The organism is Cedecea sp. B1(4), assembly GCF_059414925.1.
The window spans coordinates 389,225-403,518 of sequence record NZ_JCAHMZ010000002.1 but is presented as its reverse complement, the minus strand read 5'-3'; the positions used below and the strand labels follow the sequence as shown (position 1 = coordinate 403,518).

Below are 14,294 nucleotides of genomic sequence, written 5' to 3'. Positions count from 1 at the left end.
TTGATGAATATTCAAACAATAAATATCCCACAACATTAGGCAAAACTGGTCACGAAATTAAAAAGCCACGTATTCTCATACGTGGCTCTTTTAAAAGGTGGGTGATGATTATTAATCCATGCTTGCGCCGCCGCTAATGCGGAACTTGATGTTGACGGTAATGCCCTGCCCTGGCTTCCCGCTCTCATAGCGCCACTTCTTCATCGCCTGCTTAACTTCACGTTCGAACATGTTTGCAGGCTGGGCGGAGAGGATCTCAACGTTATTCACCCGGCCATCGGCATCGACATCAAACTTCACGCGAACGTTGCCGTCCATACGCAATGCAAAAGCTCGCGTTGGGTACTGCGGCCTGTCGCGGCTGATCACTCGCGGCCCGGTATTCACCGATGGTGCAGGCGATGCAGGAGCTGGTTTCGCCGCTGCCGTTGGTGCAGGCTGCACGGGCGCATTGTTTTCAAACGGAGAAGCCTGGCGAGGCTCAACCGGCTTAACGTCACGCTTCGGCTGCTCAACCTTTTTCACCGGCTTAGGCTTCGGTTTTGGCTTAGGCTCAGGCTTGTGAATAACAACGGGCGCCTCTTTCGGCGGCTCGGGTATCGGCTCTGGCTCAGGTTCGGGTTCCGCGACCGGCTGTGGCGGAGGCTGAACAACCTGAGGCTGAGGAGGCTCAAGATCAGCAGGCGCAACCATCGTGACGCTGATCGGCTGCGAAGGTGCTGGGGACTCAATAACCTGATGTACCGAGGTGTAGAGCAACCCGGCCACAACGGCACCATGAATCCCGACGGAGAGAAGAGTCGGCCACGGAAAGCGGCGAGGTAATTCCAGGGTCATTGACGTCATAATGGTTTCAGTGTCTTTCAAGAGACGACAATTTTAAATGCAAATAACAATCATATTCAACAACGCATTGCCCAAAGGCGCACTTTTTCCTGCTGTCTGCGCGAGTTTCCCGCTATTTTCTCAAGGATTTAACATCCTGTTTATCTTTCAATTGCAGTCTGCCCAAGGTTCACTTACCGTGGTTTACAACCCAACATCAAGAAGGAAGTGTGCCCGTGCTGTACGTCATTTATGCCGAAGATATTGCTGATTCACTGGAAAAGCGCCTGTCCGTTCGCCCTGCCCACCTGGCTCGCCTTCAGCTGCTGCGTGACGAAGGTCGTCTGCTGACCGCAGGCCCAATGCCGGCGGTTGACAGCAACGATCCTGGCAGCGCCGGCTTTACCGGTTCCACGGTGATTGCCGAGTTTGCGTCTCTGGAAGAGGCGAAAGCCTGGGCTGATGCAGACCCGTATATCGCCGCAGGCGTGTACGCTAAAGTTGAAGTAAAACCGTACAAGAAAGTATTCTGATTTGCCTTCAGACGAGCCTGCAGGCTGCAGGCTCATTAGCGTGTTACTCTGTCAGCTGTAAATGCTTCTGGCGAAAACTGTCCTGATTCAGGGGCCGTGAGAAAAGATAACCTTGCGCCAGCCTGACATTGCTATTGAACAGCACTTGCATCTGCGAAAAGGTTTCTACCCCTTCCGCAATAACATCCACCTCTTTCTCCTGAGCACGGCGGATAATATTGAGCGTTTCTTCGCCGGATGTGGCCCTGAAGCAGGCACGGTCTAGCTTTATGAAGTCTGTTTCTAGCTGAGCCAGTCTGCTTTGAAGCTGTTCAACGCTGTGAATATCATCCCACGCAAGTAAAAAACCGGCGTCACGAAGGCGAGTAGCGTTTTCGCGCCCGGTATCATCTAGCAGAATGTTGTTGTCGGTTATCTCAAAGACAATGCGTTGCACTGGCACAGGGCGCTGAGCCACCAGCTCGACTATCCGATCGGCAAAACCAGCATCATTCAATTGAACTGGCGAAAGATTGAGGTGCAATAAATAACTCCCGTTATGCGGCACGATGACGTCCGTCATATAGCTAAATGCCGAGGAGATAACATGTTCGCCCAGCGACACAATCCCTCCGTTTTCTTCCAGTCGATTAATAAACACGTCTGGGGAGACGAGTGCCCGCCGATGCACGCCTCGAATGAGCATCTCGGCGCCGACACAGGTAAAACCTGATGTGTCGAAAATCGGCTGCAGTAACGACTCAAAAGCCATGCCGAAGTTATTCTTCATCACCCGATTAACGATGAACTCAGCGCTTTTCTCCATGTAACTACTCCTTTTGGCAGGCTTCCTTAGCTGGTCGAGATCACGACTTTATTTTTTCCGCTGGATTTCGCCTTGTAGAGCAACCTGTCGGCTTTCTCAATCAGCGCTTCATAATCCTCACCTCGCCATGGGCAAACACCGCCGCTAAAGGTGACGACTAATCCTTGTTCACGCCAGAGTTTACTTTCGACCGTTTTACGCCAGCCTTCCATAATTTCCATCGCTTTAACCTGATTGTCGGAAAAATAAATAAAGGCAATTTCCTCTCCACCGTAGCGATAAAGCTTGGCGCGATCGTCCAGTAACCCCATGCCCATATCGGCAATGACCTTTAGCACCGTGTCACCGACCAGATGCCCATAGTCATCGTTTATTTTTTTAAAGTTATCAATATCAATGATGCCAAGACTAAAAGGTGCTTCCCGGGCTAATAGGTAATTAATGTCATTATCAAAGCTACGGCGATTAAGCAACCCTGTGAGACCATCGGTTAGCGAAGCATTTTTTGCACTTTTTATTTGCTGGCTGCTTGCATTTATTTCATTCATAATTTGTTTATCGACGCCGCCTTTCATGTCCAGACGTCCAAAACGCATCATCGAAATAATATCAATCACCATCGACTTTATCGATTGATGCATAAAGAACCACAACAATAGATAAATTGTCAGGCAAAAAACAAATCCGCCCAAGATAATCCAGACAAAATATAAAACGGCATCATCAATCATTCTGTCTTTTACAGCATAAACAACAAACCAGTCCGGATTTGATAAGGAGTAGTAGTAATACTGCTTGTGACTTGCTTTATCGTGAAATGACCCCAGACCATTTGTCATACACTGCACCACTGCCGGTGAGACAACCTCCGTGCCGATGGCATCGCTGTCTGCGTCAAGCACCGCTCTTCCCTGACGGTCAACAATCGAGAAGTGCCCTGGATTCGGACTCTCCAACTGTCGTAGCGGATAGCTCATATTGATCAAATTCAGATCCATGGCGAACATCCCGTACCGCTCGCCTTTATCGTCATGCAGCAGTTTGGCAATGGTCACTACCGGTGATTTATCAACTGCATTAGCATAAATATTCGAATAGTTCACAAAAGAACTTTTTACGCTGAGGCTTTCGTACCAGTTTCGTCCTGACAGGTCCAGGCGATTATCAACATAGGAATTTGGTATGCTATTATACTTTCCATCACGTGTGGCAATAATATAACCTGAAATAGCTGGCAACACCGCAATAGATGTTGTGAGCTGTTTCTCCAAAACTTCATTTTCAGCATTAACCAGAGTATCAACGTTTTTATTATTTAATAGGGTAGCGCTTTGCCACAATGCATTCTCTAAAGTTTTAAGCTGCTGCTCGATATAGAACATCGCAATATTATGAACAAAACCTTCGTTTTCATCATTCAACGTGTTTTTTTGATAATTATAGTTTATCCAGGCCAGCGCCGAGCTAAACATCACCAGCACGGCAAGAATAATGACAAACAGAAAGCTTATTCTCCTGGTATAAGAGAAATCCTTTTTAATTAAATCGATGATCACTTATTGCGACACCCTGTCAAGGTAAGAAAATTCCGTGAATTATGCCTCCTGTTTTAATTAAAATGATGATCGCGATCATTTTAAAAACAAACTTCCTCCCTTTGGAAATATAAATTCAGAGTAAAGGGAAGGTTTATTTCCTAATCGATTTAATGGGCACCGCACGCGGTGCCCGGATCTTATGCCCAGCGATCGTGGATGGCAAACAGCAATGAATTACGCTGCTGGTTAACCAGGCACTTACGAATAGCATGAATGCGCATATTGCGCCGTGACTGGCTTTCCAGCCAACGCGCCCTGCGCTTCTGTGTTTGACGCTGCATACGCCAACGCCCAACTTCCGTTCTGCTACGTCTCATGTCTACGACTCAATTTCCTAAAAAAGACACGCCATTATAGAACCTTCTGCCGGGCAAACCATCCGTTTTGCGTATACTTTTAGTGTTAAGCAATGAAAGTTCTGCGTACACTCTCAACTCTTCGGTTTCAAAAGGATTTTTAAGGCATGACAACCTTCTATACCGTGGTGAGCTGGCTGGTCATTCTCGGCTACTGGCTGCTTATCGCCGGCGTTACGCTGCGTATATTGATGAAACGCCGCGCCGTCCCTTCAGCAATGGCCTGGCTATTGATCATCTATATTCTGCCGCTGGTCGGGATTATTGCCTATCTCTCCGTGGGGGAACTGCATCTCGGTAAACGCCGGGCAGAGCGCGCGCGCGCCATGTGGCCTTCTACCGCTAAGTGGCTTAAAGAGCTGAAAAACTGTAAGCATATTTTTGCCTCAGAAACCAGCGAGGTCGCCAGCTCGCTGTTCCAGCTTTGCGAGCGCCGCCAGGGGATTGCCGGCGTGAAGGGGAATCAGCTCCAGCTGCTAACCAGTTCGGATGACACCATGCAGGCGCTGATCCGCGATATCCAACTGGCACGCCATAACATTGAGATGGTGTTTTATATCTGGCAGCCCGGCGGCATGGCCGACCAGGTGGCAGAATCATTGATGGCGGCAGCACGACGCGGCATTCATTGCCGTTTGATGCTCGACTCCGCGGGTAGCGTCGCCTTCTTCCGCAGCCCGTGGGCCAATATGATGCGTAACGCGGGCATCGAAGTAGTCGAAGCGCTGAAGGTTAACCTGATGCGTGTTTTCCTGCGTCGGATGGACCTGCGCCAGCACCGTAAGATGGTGATGATCGATAACTATATTGCCTATACCGGTAGCATGAACATGGTTGACCCCCGTTTCTTCAAGCAGGATGCGAATGTGGGTCAGTGGGTCGATTTGATGGCGCGTATGGAAGGCCCGGTCGCCACCGCAATGGGCATCGTATACTCCTGCGACTGGGAGATAGAGACCGGGAAACGCATTCTTCCGCCGCCGCCGGATGAGAATATAATGCCGTTCGAAGAGGCCAGCGGCCACACCATTCATACTATCGCTTCAGGGCCAGGGTTCCCGGAGGATCTGATTCATCAGGCGTTGCTGACCTCCGTTTATGCCGCACGTGAATATCTGATCATGACGACCCCCTACTTCGTACCGAGCGATGATTTGCTCCACGCCATTTGCACCGCAGCGCAGCGTGGCGTGGACGTGAGTATCATCGTGCCGCGTAAAAACGATTCTTTACTGGTGGGCTGGGCAAGCCGCGCGTTCTTCACTGAACTGCTTGCCGCTGGCGTGAAAATTTACCAGTTTGAAGGCGGGCTGCTGCACACCAAAAGCGTGCTGGTCGATGGGCAACTCAGCCTGGTCGGCACGGTTAACCTGGACATGCGCAGCCTGTGGCTGAATTTTGAGATTACGCTGGTCATTGACGATGAAGGTTTTGCCGGTGATTTGGCCGCAGTGCAGGACGACTATATCTCCCGCTCGCGGCTGCTGGACGCGCATTTATGGTTAAAACGCCCGCTCTGGCAGCGAATGACCGAGCGACTGTTTTACTTCTTTAGTCCGTTGCTGTAAAACGTGGCGCATCAGCACTCGATAAGTGGATGTAGAGATGGAAATGGATCTGAATAACCGCCTGACCGAAGACGAGACTTTAGAACAGGCGTACGATATTTTTCTCGAGCTGGCGGGCGATAATCTCGATCCTGCTGACATTATTCTTTTCAATCTGCAGTTCGAGGAGCGCGGCGGTGCGGAGCTGTTTGACCCGGCCGAAGACTGGCAGGAGCACGTCGATTTCGACCTGAACCCTGACTTCTTTGCAGAAGTCGTTATCGGGTTGGCGGATACCGACGGCGGTGAGCTGAACGATATCTTCGCTCGCGTCCTGCTGTGCCGCGAGAAAGACCACAAGCTGTGCCACATCCTGTGGCGTGAGTAATCCTCCCTGCGCGGCCCTCAGGCCGCGCTGTGACTACTTCTCATTGGGCGGGAGATGCTCCCCGCAGGTTTTGCAGTAATGCGCATTGCTGGCATGATCCTGCTGATGACAGCGCGTACATTCCCTTACCGACCGCCTTCTTTGCATATCCTGAGACATTTGCGCCGTTAAAATCCCGGTGGGGATGGCTATAACCGAATAACCAATCAGGATCAGCAGCGAGGCCACGAAACGCCCCAGCGCAGTATGCGGCACAATGTCGCCATAGCCGACAGTTGTGACCGTCACAACCGCCCAGTAAACCGCTACGCCAAGGCTGGTAAAGCCGTTGGCCTTCCCTTCTATGCCGTACATCAGCGCTCCCGCCGCAACCATCACGATGGCAATAAACGAATAGAACAGGATCAGCTGATTGCTGGCGTTAATCAGGCTGCGCCACAGACTTTTGAGCGCGGGCATGTAGCGCAGAAGTTTGAGGATACGCAGCACGCGGATGGCGCGCATTGCTCGCCAGGCAAAATAGTAGTGAATAGCAAACTCTGGCCAAAGCCACAGGACATACAGCGGCAGCATGGTCGCCAGGTCAATAATGCCCCAGAAGCTGATCACATAACGGACAGGCTGCGGCCACGTTAACACCCGAAGCAAATATTCACAGGTGAACAGCAGCGTAAAGATGATTTCCAGCCAGATAAACAGCTGCCATTCGCCGTAGGTTAGCCGGGGGTCGCTCCCGACGCTGGATTCGGTAAAAACAACGGCTACGCTGAGCAGCGCCAGCAGGCCGCAAAACGCCTCGAAACGGCGCCCGGAACGGGTATTTTGATCGAACAGAAAGCGGTACAGCAGTACACGAAGTGAAGAAATGTTCCCAGGCACGGTGATCCTCGCAAAAAGAAAGGGCCAGCGCGGTGCTGGCCCCAGGCGAGATTATAGCGGGTCAACCTTCAGACAGGAAACCGCATGGCGGAAACTGCCTTCCAGCACCGGCCGCGTTTTGGCGCATTCCGGGCCGGCAATCGGGCAGCGGGTACGGAACACGCAGCCTGATGGCGGATTGATGGGCGACGGAAGCTCCCCTTCCAGCAGCTGGATAGTTTTGTTCTTCTCCAGGTCCGGGTCGGGGATCGGCACCGCCGACATCAGCGCTTTGGTGTATGGGTGCAGCGGATTGTGGTACACCTCATCATAGGTGCCCAGCTCCACCGCATGACCCAGATACATGACCAGCACGCGATCGGAGATGTGCTTCACCACCGCGAGATCGTGGGCAATGAAGATTAACGACAGCCCCATTTCGCGCTGCAGTTTCTGCAGCAGGTTGACCACCTGCGCCTGAATCGACACGTCCAGCGCGGAGACCGGCTCATCACAGATGATGAGTTTTGGCTCAAGAATAAGCGCGCGTGCGATACCGATACGCTGGCACTGGCCGCCGGAGAACTCATGCGGGTAGCGGTTGACCAGGTTTGGCAGCAGGCCGACCTTCATCATCATCGCCTTCACGCGGTCGCGAACTTCCTGCTTAGGCATTTTTGGATGATAGGTCAGCAGCGGCTCGGCGATGATATCGCCGATGTTCATACGCGGGTTCAGCGATGCCAGAGGATCCTGGAAAATCATCTGAATATCGCTGCGCACATCGCGCCACTCTTCCTGTTTCATGCCCAGAAGATCTTTCCCCAGCCAGGCTACGCGGCCATCGGTCGCTTTCACCAGGCCAATGATGGCGCGGGCAAAGGTCGATTTCCCGCAGCCGGACTCGCCCACCACGCCGAGGGTTTCCCCTTCGTACAGGCGCAGCGTCACGCCATCCACGGCTTTCAGGGTTTTGGAAGGCTGCCAGAACCACTGTTTGCCGTCTTTGATGTCAAAATGCACCTTCAGGTCGGCGATTTCTAACAGAACTTTTCTCTCTTCTGCAACGGTGCTCATACTAATTCCTCCACCGGTCTAAAGCAGGCACGCAGGCGGCCATCACCAAACTGCTCCAGTGGCGGAGCACTATTACACGCTTCCATCGCAAACTGGCAGCGAGGCTGGAACGGGCATCCCTGCGGCAGGCGCAACAGGTTCGGCGGGTTGCCAGGAATGGTCAGCAGAGATTCACCTTCCGCATCCAGACGCGGCACCGCGTTCAACAGGCCGATGGAGTAAGGGTGTACCGGCTTGTAGAAGACGTCACGCGCGTTGCCGTATTCCATCGTACGCCCAGCGTACATCACCAGCACTTTGTCGCAGATCCCCGCTACAACGCCCAGGTCGTGGGTAATCATGATGATCGCCGTGTTGAACTCACGCTTCAGCTCGTTCAGCAGCGTCATGATCTGCGCCTGAACGGTAACGTCCAGCGCGGTAGTCGGTTCGTCAGCAATTAGCAGTTTTGGCCGACACAGCAGCGCCATGGCAATCATCACGCGCTGACGCATCCCGCCGGAGAACTCGTGTGGGAACATGCGCATGCGCTTCCGCGCTTCCGGCATTTTTACCGCATCCAGCATCCGCACAGACTCTTCAAACGCTTCCGCCTTACCGAGTTTTTTGTGCAGCATCAGCACTTCCATCAGCTGATCGCCCACACGCATGTACGGGTTCAGCGAGGTCATCGGATCCTGGAAAATCATCGAGATTTGCTCGGCGCGCAGGCGGTTAAGCTGCGACTCCGGCAGGTTCAGGATCTCTTTGCCGTTGAATTTCGCAGAGCCGCCGATACGACCATTGGCCGCCAGCAGGCCCATCAGCGCGAAGGCCGTTTGGGATTTGCCCGAGCCGGACTCACCGACAATGCCGAGGGTTTCACCGGCACGCAGGCTAAAGTTGAGGTCGTTTACTGCCGTGACGTCGCCGTCGGGTGTGCCAAAGGTCACACGCAGGTCTTTAACGTCCAGCAGGACCTCAGATTTGTTCAGTGGAGCGGCCACCGGAGAGGTTTCAATAGTACTCATGGAGGGACTCCTTAACGATCTTTCGGGTCGAGGGCATCACGCAGGCCATCGCCGATAAAGTTAAAACAGAACAGCGTAACCACCAGGAAGCCTGCCGGGAACAGCAGAAGCCACGGTGATACCTCCATGGAGTTTGCACCGTCGCTTAACAGCGCTCCCCAGCTGCTCAGAGGTTCCTGCGTGCCGAGGCCCAGGAAACTCAGGAAAGATTCGAACAGGATCATGCTAGGTACCAGCAGTGAGGCGTAAACCACCACCACGCCCAACACGTTCGGCACAATATGGCGCAGAACGATGTTAATGGTCGAAACACCGCCTACGTGTGCCGCTTCGATGAACTCTTTGCGTTTCAGGCTCAGGGTCTGGCCGCGCACGATACGCGCCATGTCCAGCCAGGACACCATGCCGATAGCCACGAAAATCAGCAGGATGTTTTGCCCGAAGAAGGTCACCAGCAAAATAACGAAGAACATGAACGGGAAGGAGTTCAGGATCTCGAGCAAACGCATCATCACGGAGTCGATTTTGCCGCCGAGATAACCGGCCAGACAGCCGTAAAGCGTCCCAACAATCACCGCCACCAGCGCAGCAGAAATACCGACCATCAGGGAAATACGTCCCCCGATGGCGACGCGCACCAGCAGGTCACGGCCCGATGAATCGGTTCCGAAGTAGTGACCGGATGCCATGTCAGGGGCTGCAGACATCATGCCCCAGTCGGTATCAAAGTAGGTAAACTGCGACAGAACGGGCGCAAACGCCACGAACAGTGCAATCAGCGCCAAAACAAACAGGCTGGTGATCGCCGCACGGTTATGGATAAAACGGCGACGCGCATCCTGCCACAGGCTACGGCCTTCAACTTCCAGTTTTTCACTGAAGTTTTCCAGCGCCTCGCTGTTTTTCTTAGTCAACATTATGGCCACTCCAGCTTAGTAACGGATTTTCGGGTCGATAACGGCATACAGCACGTCAACTACCGCGTTGAACAGAATCGTCAGCGCACCGACCAGAATGGTCAGGCTGAGAACCAGTGAATAGTCACGGTTCAGCGCCCCGTTAACAAACAGCTGACCGATGCCCGGCAAGCCATAAATTGTTTCAATTACCATAGAACCCGTGATGATCCCTACAAACGCGGGCCCGAGGTAGGACAGGACCGGCAGCAGCGCAGGTTTCAGGGCATGACGCAGCACGATACGACGCATCGGCAGGCCTTTAGCACGTGCGGTGCGGATGAAGTTAGAGTGCAGGACTTCAATCATTGAGCCGCGGGTAATACGCGCGATGCTCGCGATGTATGCCAAAGACAGAGCAATCATCGGCAGTATCATGTACTTCGGCGCTCCCCCGTTCCAGCCGCCACCGGGCAGCCATTTCAGGGTGATAGCGAATATCAGTACCAGCAACGGCGCCACCACGAAGCTGGGGATAACCACCCCCGTCATGGCAAAGCCCATTACCGTGTAATCCCATTTGGTGTTTTGATTCAGTGCCGCAACCACGCCCGCCGTCACACCCAGCACAATGGCAAAGATGAAAGCAGCTGCGCCTAATTTTGCGGATACCGGGAAGCTGGACGCCACCAGGTCATTGACCGAATAGTCTTTGTATTTAAATGACGGCCCAAAATCCCCGTGCGCCAGCTGTTTTAAATAGCTGAAATACTGCGTGGTGATCGGATCGTTAAGGTGATACTTCGCTTCGATGTTCGCCATAACTTCTGGCGGCAACGTACGTTCGCCGGTAAAAGGGCTCCCCGGTGCGAGACGCATCATAAAGAAGGAAATAGTAATAAGAATAAAGAGTGTCGGAATTGCTTCCAGACAACGACGTAGAATAAATTTCAACATTGCCCGTACCTTCTGGCCTGTGCCTTTGCAGTGCGATGTAAATAAGACACGATGGGGCAGAATCTATCCACCGGCCGAAACCAGTGGGCCCTGCCCCACGAATTGCCATTAATGTTTGATAATGTACAAGTCTCTGACGTAGACATTATCCATCGGGTCTTTACCGGTGTAACCACCCACCCACGGCTTAACCAGACGGGCGTTAACGTAGTAGTAAACCGGAACGATGGCCGAGTCTTTATCAAGCTGCTGCTCAGCTTTCTCATACAGCGCGGTACGCTGGGCTTCGTCGGTCACTTTCAGGGTGTCGGCAATAATCTTGTCGAACGCCGGGCTCTTATAGTGCGCGGTGTTGTTAGAGCTGTCGGACAGCATGGTGTTCAGGAAGGAAGTCGGTTCGTTATAGTCCGCACACCAGCCCGCACGCGCCACGTCGAAGGTCCCCTGATGACGGGTATCCAGGAAGGTTTTCCACTCCTGGTTCTCCAGCTTGACGTTCACGCCCAGGTTTTTCTGCCAGATAGACGCCACGGCGATAGCCAGCTTCTTGTGCAGATCGGAGGTGTTGTACAGCAGGTTGAAGGTCAGCGGCTTGTCTTTGGTGTAACCTGCTTCAGCCAGCAGTTTTTTGGCTTCTTCGTTACGCTTGTCCTGAGACCAGGTGAACCACTCTGGCGGGGTCAGTTTCGCGCCATCGGTATACGGCGGGGTATAACCATAAGCCGGCAGATCGCCCTGGTTTTTCACTTTGTTCACGATGATGTCGCGATCCAGGCCCAGTTTCAGCGCCGCACGAACGCGAGGATCGGTAAATGGTGCTTTCTGGTTGTTGATCTCGTAGTAATAAGTACACAGGTACGGATCGGCGTGAACTTCAGTTGGAATTTCTTTTTTCAGTTTCTGGAACAGCTCAATCGGCAGGTTGTTATACGTCATGTCGATTTCACCGCTGCGGTAGCGGTTAACGTCTGTTACTTCAGAAGAGATTGGCAGGTAGGTCACCTGGTTAATCACGGTTTTCGCGTTATTCCAGTAGTTGGTGTTACGCACCAGAACGATACGCTCGTTCACCACCCAATCTTTTAATTTGTAAGCACCGTTGGTCACGATGTTGGCAGGCTGGGTCCACTTGTCGCCGAATTTCTCAACGGTCGCTTTCGGTACCGGAGAAACGGATGGGTGAACCAGCAGCTTGTAGAAGTACGGCACCGGCTCGCTCAGGGTGACTTCCAGAGTGTGGTCATCGATGGCTTTCACGCCCAGATCGCTGGTCGGCTTTTTACCGGCAATGATATCGTCGATATTGGTCAGGTGACCGTATTGCAGGTAGCTGGAATAAGGAGAGGCGGTTTTCGGGTCAGCCAGGCGCTGCCAGCTGTAAACAAAGTCCTGCGCGGTCACAGGTTCGCCGTTGGACCATTTCGCGTCTTTACGCAGGTGGAAAGTCCAGACTTTAAAATCTTTATTGTCCCAGGACTCTGCGACACCCGGAGACGGGTGGCCCTGCAGATCGCTTACCAGCAGACCTTCGAACAGGTCACGGCTGATATTGGACTCTGGCACACCTTCGATTTTGTGCGGATCAAGAGATTGAGGTTCTGAGCCGTTGTTACGAACCAGATCTTGTTTCTCTGCCAATTGCACACCCGCCGGAACATCTGCCGCCATCGCGGCATTGCCAGCAATCAGCGCAGTTAAAATGCCCGCTGCAATCAGGCTTTTTTTAGTGATATTTGTCATTGTGTTGGTACTCCACTCATTATAATTACCGACCCGAAAGTCGGCCTCTTCCCCTCAGGGGTCCCTTACAGCGCAGGAGCGTTAAACGTCCGTACGGGATACTGCTTTCCTTACTACTTCGCTATCACCGACTTTATTTTCGGGCCGCTCGATTCGGCGACCTCATTACGTCGATTCTTTCTGCCGCCGATTGCGTGGTCGACGGCCATGATTTAGTTGTTCGCAGGACATGATTACGCTGCGAAATCATTCTCATCTAGAAAAGAAACATTTTTCAGCGAATTGTTTTGCCCGGAAAGTATCAAAAGCTTCAGATACCCGCCAATACAATTTGCAAATTTGTTAACCATTTCTCTTTTATGGAGAGATTGTGGGGAGCGTCATGCAGGAATGAGCTCTATAAAAACCCAATCATAATCTTTATTATCATGGGGTTAGTATACTATCACTGCATTAGAGAGGAGGTCGGTTTATCGCCTGCTTCATCACTCACAAAAAATTAACAATTGATTATTTTTTAGCACATTCCTCTGCGGGAAGGCATGAATTACTAATATCATCTCAATAAACCCGCAGCAAGCCTGATTGCATAACGGATGCTAAATATCATTTCGATCGCCACTTTTCTGTACAGCTTGTTACAACGTCAACCTCTAATATACGGTTTTCCAAAGCATTTTCTTATGAAAGATTCGCATTTACTTTTGCAATGATGGGGATAGCGAGCAGGTGAAATTTTCTTCTACGGAAAGAAAAAAAGCAGAATAGAGATTCTGCTTTTTCATTTGAAAGCGGCAGCGGAATTAACTTGTCAGCCCCGGGAAGATAGCCCTGACCCCGGTGACAATAAATTCGATCCCCAGAGACATCAGAAGCAGGCCCATGATACGGGTGATCACGTTGATCCCGGTTTGCCCCAGCATGCGCACCAGCCACGGTGCAATGCGGAACAGCAGCCAACAGCAAAATGCAAACAGCGCAATGGCCAGGGAAAATCCCAGCAGATGACCCCAGCTATGATAGCGACTTCCCCAGACAATCGTTGAACTGATTGCACCAGGCCCCGCCATCAACGGCAATGCGAGAGGAACAACCCCCACACTTTCGCGAATCGCGCTCTCCGACTTCTCTTGCTTGTTCTGTTTATCTTCACCCAACTTACCGCTGATCATTGACATAGCAATGGTCACCACAAGAATACCGCCGGCAATTCGGAATGAATCGATTGAAATACCAAAAACTTGCAGAATACCGTCACCCAAAAAAAGTGAGGTCCAGAGAATAATCGCCACCGAGAGGTTGGCCGTGAGGTTGGTTTTATTTCTTGCTGCGGCACTCTGGTAACTGGTCATACTAATAAATACGGGAATGATCCCTACCGGGTTGACCAGGGCAAACATCCCGATAAAGAACTTAATATAGGTTGGCAAGTCGAAAAAGGATTGAGCCACACAAAACTCCGCAAATGAACAAAGCAAAAGCAGGCGTAATGTAATGGAAAAACACCCCTGCCGCTACGCTATTTCCCTGCTTAATCGGCGCCTGCAGCAACTTATTTTAGCATCATGGTGAACTGTTACCTGAATGTTGAATTTGTGATACTTTGTTTTGACATCGCTGTGACTAAATTTTTAAAGATTTATCAATCACCTGGATAGCGCTTGCTGAATGGTGTCAGCATCAATTAGTTGTGATTTAGATCAC

General features: G+C 51.8%; 14 protein-coding genes. 3 read left to right on the top strand and 11 right to left on the bottom strand.

Going from position 1 to position 14,294, the window contains the following annotated elements; all coding sequences use genetic code 11:
* Positions 1 to 111 precede the first annotated feature (111 nt).
* Positions 112 to 846: a TonB system transport protein TonB gene (gene tonB / locus ACR6JA_RS05355; RefSeq protein WP_213716198.1), complete on the bottom strand. Its 735-nt coding sequence runs from the start codon at positions 844 to 846 to the stop codon at positions 112 to 114.
* A 215-nt stretch (positions 847 to 1,061) separates the two neighbouring features.
* Here tonB and ACR6JA_RS05350 point away from each other — a divergent pair, with 215 nt between their 5' ends.
* Positions 1,062 to 1,358 carry a YciI family protein gene (locus ACR6JA_RS05350; RefSeq protein WP_213716199.1) on the top strand — a complete coding sequence of 99 codons (297 nt, stop codon included), beginning with the start codon at positions 1,062 to 1,064 and terminating at the stop codon, positions 1,356 to 1,358.
* A gap of 43 nt (positions 1,359 to 1,401) precedes the next feature.
* On the opposite strand, the gene ACR6JA_RS05345 is transcribed toward ACR6JA_RS05350, so the two are convergent.
* The 3 genes from ACR6JA_RS05345 to ACR6JA_RS05335 all read right to left on the bottom strand — a co-directional run bounded on the left by ACR6JA_RS05345 (position 1,402) and on the right by ACR6JA_RS05335 (position 4,078).
* A complete protein-coding gene (locus tag ACR6JA_RS05345) occupies positions 1,402 to 2,163 on the bottom strand; it encodes an EAL domain-containing protein (RefSeq protein WP_494493002.1) in 762 nt (253 codons plus the stop codon).
* Positions 2,164 to 2,189: 26 nt separating this feature from the next.
* The gene (locus ACR6JA_RS05340; protein ID WP_494493001.1) at positions 2,190 to 3,719 is read right to left on the bottom strand and encodes a sensor domain-containing diguanylate cyclase; all 1,530 of its coding nucleotides are present in this window, start codon (positions 3,717 to 3,719) and stop codon (positions 2,190 to 2,192) included.
* Positions 3,720 to 3,898: 179 nt separating this feature from the next.
* Positions 3,899 to 4,078: a YciY family protein gene (locus ACR6JA_RS05335; RefSeq protein WP_008454259.1), complete on the bottom strand. Its 180-nt coding sequence runs from the start codon at positions 4,076 to 4,078 to the stop codon at positions 3,899 to 3,901.
* 146 nt (positions 4,079 to 4,224) lie between these two features.
* On the opposite strand from ACR6JA_RS05335, the gene cls reads away from it, so the two are divergent.
* Both cls and ACR6JA_RS05325 read left to right on the top strand, forming a co-directional pair.
* Positions 4,225 to 5,685 carry a cardiolipin synthase gene (cls, locus tag ACR6JA_RS05330; RefSeq protein ID WP_008454258.1) on the top strand — a complete coding sequence of 487 codons (1,461 nt, stop codon included), beginning with the start codon at positions 4,225 to 4,227 and terminating at the stop codon, positions 5,683 to 5,685.
* Positions 5,686 to 5,722: 37 nt separating this feature from the next.
* Positions 5,723 to 6,052 carry an HI1450 family dsDNA-mimic protein gene (locus ACR6JA_RS05325; RefSeq protein ID WP_008454257.1) on the top strand — a complete coding sequence of 110 codons (330 nt, stop codon included), beginning with the start codon at positions 5,723 to 5,725 and terminating at the stop codon, positions 6,050 to 6,052.
* 33 nt (positions 6,053 to 6,085) lie between these two features.
* Here the strand turns inward: ACR6JA_RS05325 and ACR6JA_RS05320 are convergent, their stop codons facing one another.
* The 7 genes from ACR6JA_RS05320 to ACR6JA_RS05290 all read right to left on the bottom strand — a co-directional run bounded on the left by ACR6JA_RS05320 (position 6,086) and on the right by ACR6JA_RS05290 (position 14,041).
* On the bottom strand, positions 6,086 to 6,931 hold the full coding sequence (locus tag ACR6JA_RS05320; protein ID WP_213716203.1) for an ion transporter: 846 nt from the start codon (positions 6,929 to 6,931) through the stop codon (positions 6,086 to 6,088).
* A gap of 51 nt (positions 6,932 to 6,982) precedes the next feature.
* A complete protein-coding gene (gene oppF / locus ACR6JA_RS05315; protein WP_008454255.1) occupies positions 6,983 to 7,987 on the bottom strand; it encodes a murein tripeptide/oligopeptide ABC transporter ATP binding protein OppF in 1,005 nt (334 codons plus the stop codon).
* Entirely contained in the window at positions 7,984 to 8,997 is a 1,014-nt protein-coding gene (locus ACR6JA_RS05310; RefSeq protein ID WP_039294150.1) for an ABC transporter ATP-binding protein, read from the bottom strand. Before ACR6JA_RS05310 ends, oppF begins: the two co-directional genes overlap by 4 nt.
* Before the next feature lie 11 nt (positions 8,998 to 9,008).
* Positions 9,009 to 9,917, bottom strand: a complete 909-nt coding sequence (gene oppC, locus ACR6JA_RS05305; protein WP_034807489.1) for an oligopeptide ABC transporter permease OppC — start codon at positions 9,915 to 9,917, stop codon at positions 9,009 to 9,011.
* 12 nt (positions 9,918 to 9,929) lie between these two features.
* Positions 9,930 to 10,850, bottom strand: a complete 921-nt coding sequence (oppB, locus tag ACR6JA_RS05300; RefSeq protein ID WP_008454251.1) for an oligopeptide ABC transporter permease OppB — start codon at positions 10,848 to 10,850, stop codon at positions 9,930 to 9,932.
* A 108-nt stretch (positions 10,851 to 10,958) separates the two neighbouring features.
* Complete coding sequence (gene oppA / locus ACR6JA_RS05295) at positions 10,959 to 12,590, bottom strand: oligopeptide ABC transporter substrate-binding protein OppA (RefSeq protein WP_494493000.1); 1,632 nt, start codon at positions 12,588 to 12,590, stop codon at positions 10,959 to 10,961.
* Between the two features lie 803 nt (positions 12,591 to 13,393).
* Positions 13,394 to 14,041 (bottom strand): YchE family NAAT transporter, encoded by a 648-nt coding sequence (locus tag ACR6JA_RS05290; protein ID WP_213716204.1) that lies wholly within the window; start codon positions 14,039 to 14,041, stop codon positions 13,394 to 13,396.
* Positions 14,042 to 14,294: the final 253 nt, after the last annotated feature.